General features: G+C 57.7%; 21 protein-coding genes. 1 reads left to right on the top strand and 20 read right to left on the bottom strand.

The window, feature by feature from the left end; genetic code table 11:
• Positions 1 to 62 precede the first annotated feature (62 nt).
• The 11 genes from NUG20_RS00360 to NUG20_RS00310 form a co-directional block, all read right to left on the bottom strand.
• Complete coding sequence (locus NUG20_RS00360) at positions 63 to 578, bottom strand: YegJ family protein (protein WP_263396515.1); 516 nt, start codon at positions 576 to 578, stop codon at positions 63 to 65.
• A gap of 559 nt (positions 579 to 1,137) precedes the next feature.
• A complete protein-coding gene (locus NUG20_RS00355; protein ID WP_263396514.1) occupies positions 1,138 to 1,587 on the bottom strand; it encodes a hypothetical protein in 450 nt (149 codons plus the stop codon).
• A gap of 59 nt (positions 1,588 to 1,646) precedes the next feature.
• On the bottom strand, positions 1,647 to 2,165 hold the full coding sequence (locus NUG20_RS00350; RefSeq protein WP_263396513.1) for a YybH family protein: 519 nt from the start codon (positions 2,163 to 2,165) through the stop codon (positions 1,647 to 1,649).
• A 486-nt stretch (positions 2,166 to 2,651) separates the two neighbouring features.
• Positions 2,652 to 3,008: a hypothetical protein gene (locus tag NUG20_RS00345; RefSeq protein WP_263396512.1), complete on the bottom strand. Its 357-nt coding sequence runs from the start codon at positions 3,006 to 3,008 to the stop codon at positions 2,652 to 2,654.
• A gap of 67 nt (positions 3,009 to 3,075) precedes the next feature.
• Complete coding sequence (locus NUG20_RS00340) at positions 3,076 to 3,474, bottom strand: Imm10 family immunity protein (protein WP_263396511.1); 399 nt, start codon at positions 3,472 to 3,474, stop codon at positions 3,076 to 3,078.
• A gap of 160 nt (positions 3,475 to 3,634) precedes the next feature.
• Positions 3,635 to 4,099: a hypothetical protein gene (locus NUG20_RS00335; RefSeq protein ID WP_263396510.1), complete on the bottom strand. Its 465-nt coding sequence runs from the start codon at positions 4,097 to 4,099 to the stop codon at positions 3,635 to 3,637.
• Between the two features lie 87 nt (positions 4,100 to 4,186).
• Positions 4,187 to 4,483 (bottom strand): hypothetical protein, encoded by a 297-nt coding sequence (locus NUG20_RS00330; RefSeq protein WP_263396509.1) that lies wholly within the window; start codon positions 4,481 to 4,483, stop codon positions 4,187 to 4,189.
• Between the two features lie 17 nt (positions 4,484 to 4,500).
• A complete protein-coding gene (locus tag NUG20_RS00325; protein ID WP_263396508.1) occupies positions 4,501 to 4,941 on the bottom strand; it encodes a DUF4431 domain-containing protein in 441 nt (146 codons plus the stop codon).
• Positions 4,942 to 5,139: 198 nt separating this feature from the next.
• The gene (locus NUG20_RS00320) at positions 5,140 to 7,299 is read right to left on the bottom strand and encodes a TonB-dependent siderophore receptor (protein ID WP_263396507.1); all 2,160 of its coding nucleotides are present in this window, start codon (positions 7,297 to 7,299) and stop codon (positions 5,140 to 5,142) included.
• A gap of 349 nt (positions 7,300 to 7,648) precedes the next feature.
• Positions 7,649 to 7,918: a hypothetical protein gene (locus NUG20_RS00315; protein ID WP_263396506.1), complete on the bottom strand. Its 270-nt coding sequence runs from the start codon at positions 7,916 to 7,918 to the stop codon at positions 7,649 to 7,651.
• Positions 7,915 to 8,064, bottom strand: a complete 150-nt coding sequence (locus tag NUG20_RS00310; protein WP_263396505.1) for a hypothetical protein — start codon at positions 8,062 to 8,064, stop codon at positions 7,915 to 7,917. Before NUG20_RS00310 ends, NUG20_RS00315 begins: the two co-directional genes overlap by 4 nt.
• A gap of 211 nt (positions 8,065 to 8,275) precedes the next feature.
• Here NUG20_RS00310 and NUG20_RS00305 point away from each other — a divergent pair, with 211 nt between their 5' ends.
• Positions 8,276 to 8,704, top strand: coding sequence for a Dabb family protein (locus tag NUG20_RS00305; RefSeq protein WP_263396504.1), 429 nt, complete (start codon positions 8,276 to 8,278; stop codon positions 8,702 to 8,704).
• A 138-nt stretch (positions 8,705 to 8,842) separates the two neighbouring features.
• Here NUG20_RS00305 and NUG20_RS00300 read toward each other — a convergent pair whose 3' ends face one another.
• From NUG20_RS00300 to NUG20_RS00260, 9 genes are all read right to left on the bottom strand, one after another.
• Positions 8,843 to 9,160, bottom strand: a complete 318-nt coding sequence (locus tag NUG20_RS00300) for a hypothetical protein (RefSeq protein WP_263396503.1) — start codon at positions 9,158 to 9,160, stop codon at positions 8,843 to 8,845.
• A gap of 121 nt (positions 9,161 to 9,281) precedes the next feature.
• Entirely contained in the window at positions 9,282 to 9,725 is a 444-nt protein-coding gene (locus tag NUG20_RS00295; RefSeq protein ID WP_263396502.1) for a lysozyme inhibitor LprI family protein, read from the bottom strand.
• 155 nt (positions 9,726 to 9,880) lie between these two features.
• The gene (locus NUG20_RS00290) at positions 9,881 to 10,129 is read right to left on the bottom strand and encodes a SymE family type I addiction module toxin (protein ID WP_317852731.1); all 249 of its coding nucleotides are present in this window, start codon (positions 10,127 to 10,129) and stop codon (positions 9,881 to 9,883) included.
• Positions 10,130 to 10,671: 542 nt separating this feature from the next.
• Positions 10,672 to 11,343, bottom strand: coding sequence for a DUF4145 domain-containing protein (locus NUG20_RS00285; protein WP_263396500.1), 672 nt, complete (start codon positions 11,341 to 11,343; stop codon positions 10,672 to 10,674).
• Between the two features lie 449 nt (positions 11,344 to 11,792).
• Positions 11,793 to 12,620, bottom strand: coding sequence for a DUF6602 domain-containing protein (locus tag NUG20_RS00280; RefSeq protein WP_263396499.1), 828 nt, complete (start codon positions 12,618 to 12,620; stop codon positions 11,793 to 11,795).
• 391 nt (positions 12,621 to 13,011) lie between these two features.
• Positions 13,012 to 13,599, bottom strand: a complete 588-nt coding sequence (locus tag NUG20_RS00275; RefSeq protein ID WP_263396498.1) for a hypothetical protein — start codon at positions 13,597 to 13,599, stop codon at positions 13,012 to 13,014.
• 365 nt (positions 13,600 to 13,964) lie between these two features.
• Positions 13,965 to 14,705: a hypothetical protein gene (locus NUG20_RS00270; RefSeq protein WP_263396497.1), complete on the bottom strand. Its 741-nt coding sequence runs from the start codon at positions 14,703 to 14,705 to the stop codon at positions 13,965 to 13,967.
• A gap of 330 nt (positions 14,706 to 15,035) precedes the next feature.
• Positions 15,036 to 15,617 carry a hypothetical protein gene (locus NUG20_RS00265; RefSeq protein WP_263396496.1) on the bottom strand — a complete coding sequence of 194 codons (582 nt, stop codon included), beginning with the start codon at positions 15,615 to 15,617 and terminating at the stop codon, positions 15,036 to 15,038.
• A gap of 35 nt (positions 15,618 to 15,652) precedes the next feature.
• The gene (locus NUG20_RS00260) at positions 15,653 to 17,113 is read right to left on the bottom strand and encodes a DUF8370 family protein (RefSeq protein ID WP_263396495.1); all 1,461 of its coding nucleotides are present in this window, start codon (positions 17,111 to 17,113) and stop codon (positions 15,653 to 15,655) included.
• Between the last annotated feature and the right edge of the window lie 90 nt (positions 17,114 to 17,203).

Raw genomic sequence — 17,203 nt, 5'->3', positions numbered from 1 at the left:
CGACGCCCGGATCGCGTCAGCGTTGCCCTGGTATATCTGCAGACCAATGCGCAGCGGCCGGATCAACGCGTGCCGCGTACCGGCTTCAGGTTGCCTGGGCGGTGTCCGTCGCACTGGAAGCCGTACGACCGGTACGCCGCGGCCTGCTCTGGCGACATGTGCTTGAGCATCACGCAGACGGTGAAGCTGCCATATTGCTTGCCGTCGCGTTGATAGCCCCAGTCGCTGATGCCCGCGCGCGCGAAGCGCACCGTCTGCCCCGACTGCACGTTGCGCACGGTCTGCGGCTCGTTCGCCAGCACGCCACTGAACCCCTTCCCGTTCTGCTGGAACGGGATGACCCACATGTGTTCGGCCCCGTGCGCGTCGGAAAACTTCACCTTGAGCTTGAAGGTGTCGGCGCCGCTGGGCGGATTGCGCGCCAGGGCGAGGAAGTCATCCAGGGACGCCTGCGCCTGCGCGATCGCCTGGTTCATCTCCGCATCGTCGCTGCGTACCCGTGTGATCTGATCCGCCTTCGGCTGCGCAGCGGCAAGTGCGGGCAAAAGGGCCAAGATGGCGACGGCGATGAGACGCATGAACTCTCCTTAGGTCATGTAGATCGGGCGACGCCGCCGACGCGGCGCCGGGGCGGATGATGCCACGAACGCCGACACCACCGTGGTGCCATACGGCACCAACGGCCATCGCTACGTGGATCGCTCACCCATGTTTTCCCGCACATCTGCTGTGTAATGGAGCGGATGAAACGCCACCGCCGCATCCAACCCTGCCAGGCAGACGGCACTGGTGTACCGCGCGAGGAGCGCTTAGCCGAGCAGTTCGCCGGCAATCACCTTTTCTTGCCGGCAGCGGAGGCAAGGCACGCCTTGCGTAGCACGCGCTCCGAACGCATGACGTGCAGGACGAACACCTTGTGTCCATCGAACCGGTAGAAGACGCGGCAGGGCGGCTCGACGATCTGACGGTGGCGGGAACGGCCCAACTCCGGCGGGCGGCTGCCGCTCTCAGTCGGTCGCCTGGCGCTTGAGAGTGGTGACGAGTTCGGTACGCATGGAGTGACACTACAGTGTCACTTTGGGCCACAACAAGACGGACCGCCTCATGGCCATCCGGGCAACCGCAGTGGCTCGGAGCTCATGGCGCGCCTGAAGGCGCGGGATACCACGCCTCCAGCCCGACGGCGGATTGAGAGGCATTGGAGGTCGGTCCGCAGCTGGCCAGCGAGTAGTTGTCGTAGTTGACGCTCATGGTGCAGTAGAAATGCGTGGCAACCGGCTTCGTCTCGTAGCGGACCTCCAGCAGCGGTACCTTGTCCGGTCCGCACAGCACCGCCCAGGCCTCGCCTGGGACAGCGGCACCATCGGCCTCGCGCACCAAGACGTAGCGCCCCTGCAAGAACCGCGCGGACAACGAACCCGCATACAACCTGCCGCTCCGCGGTTCCTTGCCGATGACCGTGTACGACACGTCTACGGGTGCCGGCAAGTGCTCACGGGAGGTCCTGGCGCAGAACGCCTGAGGCTGCACAGGCGGCGCGGGAGGGTGTTGTGCCGCGGAGTGAAGCAAGAGGAGGAGCGGGATCATGTGCGCGTCCTTATCCGTGGATCATGCCGTGCCGTATGCAGCGGCGGGTTGGAAGCTTGTCACGCCTCGGATGGTACCGGGGAAGAGACGGATGGTGCGCTCTGCTGCTTCGGCGCCGTATTTGAACTGTCCATGTCGGAAAAGATCAACCACGGCCCGTCGGGCGCATCACGATGCAAAGTTAGGGTGAATTTTCCTGTGTCGTTGGGAGAATTTCCATATCCGTACGCGCCGATGATGTAGCCGCTCGTGTCTCCGGCATGAAACGCGAACGCACGTAGCCTCAATGAACCGCCCCCTTGGTTAGCATAGGCCGCCCGGATGGCCGGACGACCGCGGATGGGCAGACGATTGCTTTGCAGCACGAATCCGTCGTCTGCAAAGAGCGAGGCGAGCGCTGCCGCATCCCCTGCGCGCCATGCGCGCTCATAGTCGCGAAGTACACGGTCCAGTGGAGGTGGCAAGCGGACATCGCGGAACTCTGGGGATATGGCCGGATGAGGCGTGTTTTGTGCGACGACTGGCGCGGCCATCAGCATGAAGGCAATAACGGCAACAGCGAGAATGGAACCGTGCATGGATCGCGATCCTGCTGGAGTGTTGGCCGCCTAGCGGTTGGATAGAACTGGCCGCTAAGGGGGCCTGGGAAGACCGATAGAATGCGTTGGCGCAATACTCTCTAGAGCGACTGAATGATCGCGCACCACCACGCATATATCGCTATTGAGGCGAAGCAAGCGAACAATAGTACAAGCAGCCAAAAGCCGATGGGATTACTGTTCCGTCGACAGCGCCGACGATACGGAGAATGAGCAATCTCTCCGGACCTGACGCCAGAATAGATCTCTCGGCACAGGAACCATACAAGGCTCCAGCAGATGAGCGTGACCAAGATGAGCCGTGCGATTTGCATCATGTCATCCCAGCACTCCATGTGGCCGAGATCCCCAACGGCCAGATTGGGTGCGTCGCCACTCTGGACGCTCTTCGAGTAGCCAGAGAAAATTGTACTCTGACACCACTTCTGCCGCGCCAGGCTGGACGAGTAGTCCGCGTCCGCGACGTCACCATTGACCGCATTCCAGCTTGCCCCGGTATGTCTTGCCGCGCACGGTCAGCACCGTGTTCGCAGCTGAGCCCTTGAGCGTGAAGCTCGGTGGGAGCGTGGGGTCATCTGGATTGGTGTAGACGAGATCGATACGCGGAGCGTGCTGATCCAGTTTCGCGACCTTGTACGAGCCCGCAGGCAGACTGCGGGGTCCGCCGTTGCCGGGAACCAGCATCCCGCCAAGCTGGTCGTACCCCAGGAACTCCAGATCGGGCACGGGCGCGCCGGGCGGCGCGTAGAACATGCACATGGTGCTGCTGGCCGAGGCCGAGGATGCGGCGAAGAACAGTGCAGTGGCAAAGACAAATCGCATCGAGGCCTCCATGGCCGCCAACCGTTGAACCGGCCCCACCCGCGAAGCGGTTCGGTGAGAGTGCATGTCAGGAGTCGGCCACCACGAGGCAGCCGCTGCCCTCGAAGATGTGGCCAAGGGCTTCCCGCAACGCCAGGTGCTCCGAAGACGTCAACCGGAAGGATATGGTGAGAAGCTCTATGCCGGCCAGTGCCGCTGGCGCGTTTGGAGCAAACGCAATCTGCGCATGACCGGGCCGCAGCAGGAACTGCGAGATACCGCCATAGCCTGAAGTCTCCTGGCCGCACCACTCGACGTGATAGGTATCCATGCCAAGGACCACATCCCGCTCGTCGAACGCCAACGCACGCTGGAGCAGGAGATAGGTTGTGGAATCGAACGCGCGGTCAGCGAAACCGGCCAGATGGCACTCGCCGTCAGGGTGATCCACCACTACGCTTCTTGCTTCGAACTCGAATGACGCCATTCCGATGCCTGGTGTCTGAATCCTGCCCCCGCGAAGCGGCGTGGCTTGAATGGAAAAGTCGGATGGCCGCCCAACGGGCCATTCCGATGCATTTGCACGTTGCACGTTGCGTCCGCGCGTTCTTGGCTGGTATGGATGGCATCGACTGTAGACCAACGGGCTACTTGGGAACAATCAGCCTGGCCTCCTCGGAGTTGCCACTGAGGAAAATCACCTGTTGGCCGGGTCGAACTGGCGATCTCAGTGCGAACGTGATCTTGTTGCTGCAATAGCACGACGCAGCGAGGCCTGCGTCGGGGTCGATAGGGACCGGCCTGGTCCGGAGAAAGAGCGTGTTCGCCCGTTGGCTGACGCTCGGGTGGCCGGGTGTATCTGCACAGTTGAGCGAGGCAAAGACCTGAATGGAGCGCCTGTCGCTGCTGAGCGCCATCGTATCCGGTTGATAGGGGTCTCGCTCCTCGCACACGCCGAGGGATGCGAACGCGAACGGTACCTCTTTGGTTGTGGCGGCGAACCACACGTCTTGCGGCCATGTCGGGCGAAGGATGGTTGCGACGACCATTACCAGGACCGCGACTGCGATGACGGCACTGCGCGACGTGCGTCGACGTTCGGTCGTTCCCATGCGCTTAGCGCCTGAGCGACGTCGCGGGGCGAAGCGGCGGCGGCGCGAATGCATTCTTAGGACCGCGGCCGCAGACGCACCACCCGCTCATGCGTCCTCCATGGGAAAGAACAGATAGTCCCTGTCTTTCATACGGATCGACGCGTCAAGCTGGTGAACGACCTTGACGGTAATGGTGGGCGCCACGGAAGCCGCCAGGCCCCACCGGGGGCCGACCTCGATTGCCGAGACGGCCTGTGCAGCCGCTGCCTCCTCACCGGATGCTTCGATCCTCTTGGTGATGAAGAAGCCCTGGAGCTCCGGACATCCGGCGACGAGGACGTTTTCTCCCATCAGGAACACGGCGAAGTTCAAGTCGCTCTTCCTTGAGGCGGCGTTGCTCATCTGGGCCTATCTCCGCGTCAACCCGCGCCCCGAGGTGGCGCCGGGGTGGGCGCATCGTTGGCACCCGCCTTGTCCGGTACCGGCGTGAACATCAGCGGTGTGTGGTGGTGCCCGCTTTCGGCCGGCCACAGTTCGCCCGGCAGCGTGATGCGTGTGCCGAGCCGGGGGCGGAACAGCGCGTACTGCCCCGGCTCCAGCAGCAGTTGCAGGCGGTCCGCGGAGACCACGCCTTGGTCGGCATCGCGTACGCATACCTGCGCCGGCAGCCGCAGGACGAAGTAGGTCTCGGCCTCGTCGCCGTCCTGGATGCTTTCGTAGTTGGGCGGGCCTGCGAACGTGACCCGCTCGAGTACGCCGGTGAGCCGGACCACCGATGGCTGGCCGGGCAGGCACTGGGCATCCGCGTTAGTCGTTGCCGCGAGCAGCAAAGGCAGCAGACAAGCGAGGTATCGGGGCATGGGGACGAACCACTGGTGGACCGCCTCGACGCGGCGTACAACGATCGTCGCCGAGCCGTTGACTGCCGTCAATCAGCCCAAGGCCTGGGCGTACCTGGCCTTTGCCAACGCAGTGTGTAGGAACTGGAATCGGAGCGCAGCTTCAAGGCGCCGGGCACAGAGAAAAGTGCGCTCCTGCCCCATGTTCCAAACTCACGCTCACCACTCGATACGCAGATCCAATGAGCCGTTGATTTCCTCGCCCATGGTGTTGAGGTTCCAATACTTGCGGTTGAACAGGTTGTTGATGTTCCCGGTCACCACCGCGGCACGCCCGGCGAGCGTCATGGCGTACTGGAAGCCAGCGTTCGCCACGGTGTGGCCGGGGATCAGGATGCGGTTCTGGTCTTCGTAGTAGGCATCGCCGGAATAGCGGACGTTGCCATGCAGGCTCAGGCCGTTCACGGCGGCGGGTCGGTACTCGGCGTTGGCCAGCAGCTGGCGGCGCGAGGAGCCGGCAGGACGATTGCCCTGCAGTGCCGCGTTGCCCGGGGAAAGATCCTCCAGGCTCGCGTCCAGCCACAGGCCGCCCAGGCCCAGGTCGAGGCGGTTGGTGACGGCCAGGCTGCCGCTGAGTTCCAGCCCCCGGTACAGGGTCATGCCGTCCTGGGTCAGATAGCGCAGGCCGTCGCGCAGCTGATCGATCTGCGCCGCACGTTCCACCCGGAACGCCGCGGCGGTCAGGCCGATCTTCCCCGTCTGGTACTTGGCGCCGACTTCGTACTGCTTGCTGGTGGTCGGATCGAGGATCTCGCCGGCGTTGGCGTACGCGGGCGTGGCATCGGTGCCGACCCGTGTGCCCGGCTCCAACGACTCCACATAGCTGCCGTAGAGCGACAGCGCATCGACCGGCTTGTAGATCAGCGCCACCGTCGGCGTCACCACGGAGGTGGTGTAGCGGCTGTCCACGTCCGGGTCGCCGTCCAGGTCGCGCTGTTCGTAGTCCACGTGGCGCGCGCCGAGGATGGCTTGCCACCGTTCGCCGAAGTGCAGCGTGTCACTGACGAACAGCGCCTTCTGCCGCAGGTCCGAGCTGACCGGCGCCAGACGGTAGTCCGGCGTATGCGCCGACAGGAAGCGCTGGCGCTGGTACAGGTTCCCGTCGAAATCGTGGCTGTAATAGAACGCGTTGCTCCACTGGTCCCAGGTGCGCTGCTGGGACGCGCCGAACACCAGCTCGTGCTCGACGGGGCCGGTCGCGACGTTGCCGGTGACGACGAGCTGGACGACGCTGCTGCGCAGCACGGCCGCGAAGTCGTACACGTACCCCGCATAGTCGCCGGCGTCGTTCAGCAGGTTGGCGAACATCTTGTCCGATTCGTGCTCCCTGCGGCTCTTCCCCACCGTCAGGTCTGCATCCCACGCGTCGTTGATGCGCCATTTCAGGCCGGTCGTGGCGTGCAGCGTGCGGGAGGTGTACGACGAGTTGCCCACCCTGAAATTCTGGTACGCATAGGTGGGGTCCGGAAGGCGCTCGCCCTGGTAGGCGTCCCAATAGAAGTACAGCGGCTCGTGCTTGAGCGTGTTGTCTTCGTGGACGAGTTCCGCGTGCCAGGTCAGCCGCTCGCCGATCGGGTGGTCGACCGCCAGGGACACCATCTTCCGGTCGATGCCGGCGCCGTTGTAGGCATCGCCGTTCTCGACCGCGGCATTGAGCCGGTAACCCAGGGACTGCGGGCCGTCCAGCCGCCCGCCCGCATCGACCCGCGCGGAAAACACGCTGTCGTTGCGATAGCCCACCGTGGTCGCCAGCAGCGGCGCATCGGTGGGGCGCTTGGTCCGGTAGCTGATGATGCCGCCCGGCGAACCGAACCCGTACATGAAGCCGCCCAGGCCCTTCAGCGCCTGCACCGACTCCACGGCCTCCAGCGGGAACTGCCCGCCCCACTCCATCAGCATCGGCACGCCATCGACGTAATGGTTCTGCACCCCGATGCCGCGGATCTGCGTACCCCACCAGTTGGTGCTGGCCGACGGTTCGGCGGCGAATACCGCCGGATCGTTGATGAAGACCTGCCCCAGCGTGGTGGCCTGGCGCTTGGCGATCTCGTCCTGGCCGACCACCGTCACCGAGAACGGCGTGTCGAGCAGCCGCTTCGCGCCCAATGCGCCGGCGACCGCGGTCTGGTCGAGTTGCAGGCTGGGACGTTCGCCGTGTACCAGCAACGCATCCAGTTGCCGGACGTCTGCGTCCGCGGGGTGATCGCGCTGGTCGGTGGCCTGCGCCGCCGTGTCGGGATCCGCCTGCCCGGCCTCCTGCGCCTGCGCGCCGAACGCCGCGAGCAGCAGGCCCAGCGAGAGCGCGGTGCGCTGCGGCATCCACGCGCGAGTCGAGTGCTGAATCAACAAGTGACGTCCCCTGGGGCGAAGCCCGGCATGGGCGGGCGTCGCGCCCAGCCCCGATGTGTGTTTCGGAGCGGGATCTTACATGAGAATGCGTCGCAATTGCACGTTTGGCACCTACTCCTCGCGCTTCCATCAACTGGCTGGACGAAAACGGGAGACACGCGAGCCGCCAAGCGAATTGCAGCGGTGCGCAGTGTCCGCTTCAGTCCTCTTTGGCCACGCTCATCCACCAGCTCGTCATCGCGTACGCGCACGTGCAGCGTCTGGCCGATGGCGAAGTCCAGTTCTTCCAACCAGCGGCCGGACAGCGGGTGCGGCTTGCCTATTTGCCAGGCCAGCCGCGCAGAAGTCCCACTTTCCACAGCCAAAGTGCGTACGCCAGGAATGCCATCGCCAGTGCGACTGTCAACACGTTGAACTTGCCGTTGGCGCCGAACGCAACCGCGTACTGGACCAGGTAGGCGGCGAAGAAGATCGCCGCGAGCCTGCGCCCGAAGACCAGAAACACACCGCCCAGCGCCAAGGTGAACGGCAACGCCGTCTTCTGTGCCAGGAGAAGCAAGGGCATTTCATCAAGCCCATGGTCCTTCACGAACGGAGCACCAGGGTCCACACGCCGACGAACTGCAGGATGCAGAACAACGCAATGAGCACGCAGACGACATCGTGCAGCTTGCCGCGTGCCGTTCGCGCCTGATCGGTGCCGTTGTGCCGCGGGGCTTGATACGGGTTTTCCATGAGTGTCTCTAGCTGGTCCAGGCGTGGTGAGGCACTTCCGACTTGTGCAGTTGCGCAGCGAAGACTGGCCGCTTCCCCACGGCATAGGACGATCCTCGCCGAGTCGCTGACACCCGTCAATCAACGATATGCCTGGGTGCTAGCCGGTCGGTGACGACGATACCGTCCTATACTCTCAGTCTCGCAGACCATGAACGGAAGGGCCTGGATCATGACCGATCGCACGCGCCGAGATCTCATCGTTGCCGCCACCGCTTTGGCTGCCGGCGTGGTTGCCACCGGCTCCCGCGCGGCTACGTCCATGCCCGCCGACAACGCATTGTTCCCGCCGGTCGTGCACCACGTGTTCTTCTGGCTGAAGCATCCGAATTCCAAGGAGGATCTTGCCAAGCTGCTCGCCGGTTTGCGCACGTTGGCCGGCATCGACACCGTGCGAGGCATCCACATCGGCGTGCCGGCCGATACCGAGCAGCGCGGCGTCGTCGATGGCAGCTACAGCGTCTCGGAACTCCTGTTCTTTGACGATGTCGCCGGACAGAACGCTTATCAGGTCCATCCCATTCACAAGCAGTTCGTCGCCGATTGCGAGCACCTGTGGCAGCGCGTGGTCGTGTATGACGTCAAGGCCGCTGCGCCGTAGCTCGTTTGCAACTAGGAGTGCACTCTGACCCCATCCTTTGCCAATGCCTGCGCTAAAGGAAGCACAAGTTCGTCAGAAATTTCCGAAAATATTTGAAGATCTGAAATGCTCACATCCTGGCCTGATACTTGTTTAACGCTAGCAAGCCAACAAGCCTGCCTCTACCGCGTCTCCATCTTCAAGCAGGAAGCTGAGATCCTGTTTGGGGCAGATCTCAAGGCCGCCACGGTCTACGTGCACATCTACTAGATAGAAATCCGCGGAGCCCTTGGGGTAATAGCGGAAGTACTTCGGCGGATCGTGTGGAACAATACGGATTCCCGATGCAGCTTCTATGCCTGCCAAAAATTCGCCCAGCGTCGATGCGGGAAGCTCAAGGCCAGGTAGCTCTTTGGGCTCTAGAGTCACTTTGTCATGCGAAAACCGAGGGAATTCATTGGAGTAGAACCTTGGCATTTCAACCCTCGAAGATAGTGGATGCGGCAAGCATCTTTTGAATCAAGAACCAGGGTCAGAGTGCACTGTTTAGGGTTTCGGACGGATAGAAAGTGCACTCTGACCCTGTGGCTTGGTGTGGCTACCGATCGTCTGCGACAGACAGATATCCTTCGAGCGTGTTGGCACGTTCGCAGAGGCGGAAAATTTCGTTCTGCATGACTTGAAAGCTGCTCACGCTTTCGCTGCCATAAAGCGACGACTCAAAGGCCTCGCTGGTGCCGTGGAGCTCGAGCCAGGCGCGCTCGGCGTGAACCAGGTTGTCCTTGGACGTGTCACGCAGCTTGCTGAGGAGCGACTTGTACGCAGCATTCAATCGCGCATCTTGTCTCTTTTTCTCCGCAGATTGGCATGTGGCAAGCGCGATGTTGTCTGATTCTGCTTTTTCAATGCATCCATAGAACGCATTGGTAATTCCCTTGGGCGCTTGACCTTTGATGACCTGAGCGGTGCTTTCATATGCCAATGCTTGCCCGTTCACAAGAAGGGCAAGGCAGAGGACGAGTATCCTGGTTGCTGTTTTCATGCAGTACAAACCTCGATGGGCCAAGGGGTTCAAAGGCGGTGTCTGATCGGGTGGATGAGCGGATCGTCCCATTCGTCATCGGTAGGTCGGCCAGGATCAAGGTGAAGGCACCTTCGATAGTATTCAGGCAAGTCGGTTGCAGGAAGCGGACCGATTCAATCCTCGGTGGTCAGGCTTACCACCAGTTCGCCGTCGCGCACGCGCACGTGCAGCTTCTTGCCGATGGCGAAGCCCAGTTCCTCCATCCAGCGGCCGGCCAGGCGCAACGCGGGCATGCGCTTGCCGTTGGCGGCATGGCCGCAGCCGACGGTGCAGTGCTGCGGCGGGCGCGTGCGGCGCGGCGCGCGTTGCTGGCGGGCGAGATCGGCGGCGTCGGCCGCGGCGATCTGTTCGGGCGTCAGCATGGGAATGAGCTCGGAATCGACGATGGTCCAATTCGGGCAGCAGGTTGCCTTGCGCGTGGCACGCTTGCGCGCGGGAGCGGGACGGGATGACGGTGGATGCATGGCGAAGCCCTCCTTGACGGCCAGAAACCCGCCGCCGACCGGCGATGGGATGTCGGGAGGTTAGAAACCGCAGACAGACGGCGGGCGTATTTCCCCGAAGGGTGTTGTATTAGCCGCCCTCCCGACGCAGGCATCGCATCGGATTGCACCTGAGCATCTGGCACAAAAAAACCACCGGTTTGTCGGAGGTGGGTACCGCTGTCTGAGGAGTTTCTACGCTCCTTGACTTAGAGATTGCTACTCATTGAATGGCATGTCAAGCCCCAAAAAGCGACTTAGTAGCAAGTGTCTAATTTAATCTGACCCCATTATCCGCAACGACTAGCCAAGCATCAAGATGTGTAGCCTGCATCCGTTGTAATCCGATGTGTGTCTAGGAAAGTAACGCTTGATTTAAGCCATATAGCTAAGCGGTGTCAGCTTGCGCGAATTGTTATGCGTCACCCTTTAGGCCCCTTCTTCTTGTTGATCATCTTCGCAAGGGCCTTAGCTTTCTTGGCCTTCTGCATGTAGAGCTCCTGCAGCACGTGATCTATTAGCTCATATGCGTCCATCACATCATCGATCGTAACAATGCTGTCTGCATGACTTCCAGCATTCCCGAGCCATTTAATGGCAAGCAACAGCTCTCCAAGATCCGAGTGTTTAGGTGGAAGGAGGCTGATGCGAGAATGTAAGTTGAGAAATATCCTCCTTCCGGAACGAGTGTTGAAACGCTTCACACCCAACTCTGTCAACAAAGCTTCCAGAGCAACACGAACGTTGTTGGATGCAGCAGCGGGGCTGCTGAAGAACAAGCGAAATGACTCCTGCAGCGGTGAAGAGACGGAATCAGGGCATTCTTTGGGAATATCTATAAGACGCAATGGCGGCTCAAAATACTTCGGACGGAAAAAGTCTGCCCAGGTTTGTTCCGGCTCACCGGACTCGTCAATCTCTACATCGATATCAACACCACCGGTGCCAGAGTTAGCAACGAACTCGCCACAGTTGCCATTGCCGCATTGCAGAATGCCGGAGTACACGTACTCGATCCAGTCCGGGTCCCACGCCTCGTGGCTCCTCGCTTCTTTTGAGCCTTTGCGTTCCTCGGCGTGGAACTTTCCTTCCACGAATCGGAGTAGACCCTTATCGCAACGCGGACACGACCAATCGGGCGTATTCTCAGTCGTGAAAGGAATTTTTAGAGCTCGACGATCCATGATGCCCCCCTGTGATGCATAACGCATGGTTAAGCCGGACCGATTTGTGGCCGCGGTGATGGCACAGTCTAAGACGCCCCCGAGGCAGCGAAGCTGTCTCGGCGTAAACGAATTGTTAGACCCGTAAGTCAGGATCGTGCACCAAGCCATAGATAATGTCCATGACTAAAGTGACTTCACTGGGAAAATGGGTATTGCTGTGACCCTCGAAACCTACGGGGTACTCCCAAAAGGGAGAACTGAGGTCAGAGTGAATTTTTTAGAGTGCGGGCCGCGGGGAAGTGCACTCCGATCCCTATTTTTTTGCCTAACGTTTGAACTGGCCTGTGCGGCTCCTTGCGCAGGTCCAGTTGAATGATTTAGTCGGCTATCGGCGTCACCGAGTGCAGTCCGCTAACTTTGTTGATGAGAGAATCATACGAAAGGAGTATGTGCGTAGACGCGCTTGCGTTCTGTTGAAGTTGATTGAGCGTCCAAACAATTGCTTGTAGATCTGAGTCAGTCGTCAAAAGATGGTATGTGCCAAGAGCGATAGGCTCGGCTGCACCGGTTCTGCGATCATGCAGAGTCATGCCTTCCTGTGCACGGACGATGAGACAGGAACCTGCGACGTGAACGAAGTTCGGGCGCCTGCTCAGTGGAATCTCAGGATGCGTGCCGTAGTATTCGTTTATGTGCGCGAGTAAAGTCTCCGGCGCAATACCCTTTGAGGCGTACACGATTTTCACCGGCCAATCGTCATAGTTCTTGATTTTTAGAAGAACATTTACTCGTCCATCCAACGCTCTCGTCGGTGGGATGGAAGCGATGCCGCCAAGCGCATCAAAAAGTTCGGCGCGGTTTAGCGTTGACTTGACTGACACAACGCCGAGCGTACCTTCAACCGGCGAAAAGGATTTTCCGGAGCCATCCTTGTTGTGGAAATTAAAACGGGGGGCGGTGTCGGTAGTAATGATGATGTCGAGTTGCTTGGATTCGGCGCCATCATCATCGAATAGGAAACCACCCAATAATACGTTGCATTTCGATGGCGCGTGCTGTTTCAGAAACTCTGCATAGGCCAACTCGCGGGACATTCCAATATCTGTTGTATTCGCGAATACTGATGCCGCATCGGCTTCACCGCGAAGCACCTCGGCTACTTTTAGGTAGTAGCTGCGAAGTCGATCGAAGAAGTTCTGTGCCATGTGCAGATGCCCTAATGCCTGAATTAAGCCGCGCCGCGAAACGGCGTCGGCTTGGACGAATTGTTAGGCCGCGGGCAGCTCGAAGGTTCCCCCAAACGACGGATCGCACCATGCATATATGTTCTTGTCGAACCACGGCACGTTTGGGAACCAGCCTAGGCCAAGCGGCCCCCCATCTGCCCTAGTGATGTGTCCCGCGCTCTCTAGTTCTCGGAAGGCTGCGACGCTGAAGCGGATACCTTTGGGTCGTTCTTTCCGCTGAGCAACTGCCGCAATAACTTGTGCATTCAAATCCATAAAGACTCCAGTGATTTTGAAAAAGCGGCCTAACACCTGAGTTAAGTCGTAACGCGAAGCGGCGTCTTCTTGGACGATCGTTAGAAGCTACTGCTTAGCCACTAATGAGGACATCGTAGTAGTAACTCTCGGGGAAGCGGAGCAGGGTGGATTCCGGCAACAAGTATCGGGTCGTCTCGCGTCGATCTAATTGCACGCCGGGTGCTAGTGGCGTGCTGCTGTATTGATGGAGAACGAGAACCATAAGGCCGGCTAGCGAGTTCAGCGCATTCTTGAGAGTCGCTTCCGCATAGTGGCTGTCGCGTTCGTGCTTAACATTGTTGTAACTCCGCCACCAAGCTGGGTTCTTGTCATTGGCCCAGTTCGACCAAGGGCTAAGGGTTAGCCCATAGCGTGGCACTAGCACTTGTGTAGAGGCTATTTCCGGCAAGTTCTGCTTGAGCGCAGCGCGGTATTGGTCAATATTTCCACGAGGCAGGTCAACTGCGACACACTTGCAAAGCAGCTTCGCGACCACATCCGCTTCCGACGCGGCAGCGAATAGCAGGTGCGCGAACTCAATGGAGTAAGTGGTCATATTCGCCTCCGCGAACTCTACGTAGCGCGCAGTCGTCTCGAGATCGCGCTCGAGGGCGAGGAAGTAGTTCCAGTGGACCTTATTAGCGACGGATTCGATTCCCATGTTCAGCCACCTAACGCCTTAGTTTAACCCGCGCCGGCGAAGCGGCCTCGGCTTGAATGAATTATTAGATCTCATCCGTCTCATCACTGTCTGCATACCCTCTCTTGACCATGGCTGTTCCAGTGGCTCTCGATAGGCAAGCCACCCGACACGCATGTCAGCAGGCTGGATGAGGGTCGGGTCACGCTCATCATGCAGCCAAGGCAAACGTGTTTCACGTCCACTATCGCATTGGTTGTGCCGCACATGAATTGTCACTAACCAGTACCGGGGTTAGGGTGTACTTTCTAGAGTGCCGCGCACAGGGAAAGTCTACTCCGACCCCATTTACTACAGCGACCAAAGGGAGCGAGGTTTAGCAACATTTATGCATTTGATTGGAGCTCCGATTTTAGCGCTTTGTACAGGCCAGGTGCCGAATCTAAAACAAAAGCAATTTGGTTCTCTGAAACTCTTTCTCCGTGAACGGCATAGTTGCAAATGGCTATAATTTCCAGAACCCCATTAATGACGTTAGGGGAAATCCTTTCATTTTTCTGGAGCTCACGCAGAACCCTGTGCATTGGGTAACGACGTGGGTCAATGCCATTTAAACGAGAATATTCATTTATAAGCAATTCAAACGAGAGACGGACCTTGAATAGATCAACGGACTCTTTCTGAATGTCATGTGCAAAATTTAACTCGGGCAGGCCTGCTTTTCCGGCACCAATACCAAACTCCCTCAGGGTTTCTGCTATTTTCTGCCTTATGTCTGGTATTTCCGCATCGTTAGCAGGGATCGGTACTCCGCTGTTGATGTGAACATGACTCGTATTGGATGAAGAAACGTCAATCGATGATTGAAGCTCAACCTTCATAAGCGCCAATTGATGCGAGATGTCCTTCTTGAGCTGTTCAATGTCTTGCTTCAGTTCGAGACCGAACAGCTTCACGTCCTTGAATATGGGAGCAAGACAAACTGCCATCCACACCAAGAACACAACTACGTCGAAATACGTTGGATTCCCGCCAACAAGTTGATCTTGTCTCAAATAGAGATAAGCACCTAAAGCAATGACTAGGATTGCCCACCACACTATTTTAAAGTTGTTGGAGTTCAACATCGTTAGCTAATCTCCTAGAGATGCCTAACGCCTGAGTGAGGCCACGCCGCGAAGCGGCGTCGGCTTGGACGAATTGTTGGGCAGCTGGCTAAAACGGTTATGTCTTCGTCATCGAAGTCGAAGGGCGCCGGTGTTTCGCTCGCTTTGAACTCGTAAAGCTGTTTCTTGAATGGCGTAATCCAAGACTCCGGACCAAACCGAACCCGGGGTCAGAGTACACTTTCTAAGTGTTGAGTACGGATAAAGTGCACTCTGACCCGGTTTTCATGACCCCGGTTTTCTCTTTTCTGCCCTTTTTTCCTAAACCGCTTTTTTCCTAGTTTTTGCTCGCTAAGAATTCAGCGGATAGAGAAGAAATATTCTCCTTCTTGGGTCGGTTGCAAAGGAGGTGAACGTTTCTTCCGTTGAGAGAATGCGCGGAGGTGGATGGACTTCTTTAGCTTCCATTTGTCGTAAGTGGTAAATCAGAAGGATGAAAAGTCCTGCTACAGAACGGAATGTATTCTCAAGATTCGCCTCTTGAAAATGCCGTCCACGATTGTGTTTGACAGTGTTGTAGCTGGACCACCAATCCGGTGATTTGCCCGCGCCCCAATTCTCCCACGGTGTCACGGTCATGCCGGACCGGTCCATGGACACCGTGTGCTCTGGAATCTCAGGATAGGCAGGAAGTATCGCCTTCCTGTGTTCTGCGATGTTCTCGGTGTCTTTGCCTGTTATCTGATTGGTCAAGGCCTTGGCGACGACATCAACTTCCGAGCCTGCGGCGAGAATGATTCTTGCAAATTCGATGGAGTAAGCTTTGTTGTTGGCTGTGTTGAAATGTACATACCTAGATATGCGCAGGAAGTCCTCTTCGATTGCGAGGAAATAATTCCAGTGCGTATCGACTTCGATTTGGTTGATGCCCATCAGGATTCCTTTTCCACGAGGCCGTTCTCCACTTTTTATTTTGCATTTGAGCCTGACGGCTTGTTGGTGCGGCTCGCGTCGATGAGGACGAAGTCATTCCCCTCCTTGATCTTGAGTTCTTTCATCATCTTTTTGATCTTTGAGTATTCTTCATCCGTGAAGTGAAGGACAACCTTGATGGACTTCTTGGTTTGGTTGGCGTCCTTGTAGACCTCAACCTGCTTGGCAAGGTTTTGTTTTAATTTTGAGTTGCTTGCAAGCTTGAACTCTACGAGAGTGGCGTCCTTTGAGCCGCGCGATATTTTGTAATCTACAGGGCCTCGACCATTGTTCACCTCAGCGTTTACGTCATCGCTAGAGGCAAACCACGTCAGTCGAAACATCAACTGAAGGTCAACCTCACGCTGTACGGGTTTTCCCTTGATATAGAAAATTTTGTAGCCGTCGTTCTTCTCGATGACTTGCTTGAGGAACTGGACGCGCCGACTCGTTTCTTCGAATGTGTCGGTCGGAGTCTTGTAAAAGTTGTCGTCCTCGACAAGCTTTTCGATGAGATTCGAGACCTGGCTGATGAACTGTGACTCGGTTTCTTTGAGTTTCTCTTCGCTGACAGCAACGGCCTTGTCTCCGTTGTCCTCCTTGTACCGGATGTAATAGTCGATGATTTGAGGAAATGCACGGACGGCCCTAATGGCAGCTTCATTCATGTCCTTTTTCTTGGCATTATCGGGGATTTGGCGAAGAAAGTAGTCGTTAATTTGTGCGCGAAGCACGTCATTTGGTACGGCGTTGAGCACATCTTCAAAGTCAGACACAATGTCATGGCGGTTTATCCATGCTTCGTCTTTGGTGAGGATGTCCTTGGGGGTGAGAAGTACATAGTCGCCATCAATGTATGGAAGCTTGTATCGCTTTGGCATCCAGCGTCGTAGATCGTAGTTAAACTTTGCATGAGACACATCGACGGCTTTGATGCGATTACTCGCTAGATGCTTTTCTGCAAAAGTTTGGGTGTATTCGCAAAGATAACTTTTGATGAGATTTGTGGTGAAGTCGCTGATGGCATCTTTGCCAACACCATCTTTAATGAGGCATAGCTTCTCCAGGTGGCTTCCTTTCGTAATCTTTTCATCGCCAAAATTGCTAAAAATGGTGGACAGGTTCTCATTCATGGCAATGGCAAACTTCGCCCCCAAACCTGAGCCACTGTTACCAACCATGCTATAGCCAAGCCAATTTTGCTTCACTTCCTTGAAGGTGAAGAGATGTTTGATATGGCCTTCGCTAATTTTCCCATCCCCTGACAACCCCCTTAGAAACCGAATGTATTTTATGATCGCGTCATGTAAATCACGATACTCCTTCTTTTCGCTGTTAAATAGTAAAAAGGGGTCGATAAACAATGGAAGGTCGTTAATGAGCGAAACGTTGAAAGCCCCATATTCCTTAAGCGCTTTCGGCGAAACTGAAAAATAGTCAGAGAAATAAACTTTCATCGCCGTAATGTTCCCCTGTGATGTCCTTTTAAATGGATCTCTCTTTTCTCTCTTCCCCCTCACCCGCCTGAAGTAAGGTTAGAAGAAGCC

The organism is Xanthomonas sp. CFBP 8443, assembly GCF_025666195.1.
In the GTDB taxonomy this organism is placed as follows: domain Bacteria; phylum Pseudomonadota; class Gammaproteobacteria; order Xanthomonadales; family Xanthomonadaceae; genus Xanthomonas_A.
This window is presented reverse-complemented; position numbering and strand designations above follow the sequence as displayed.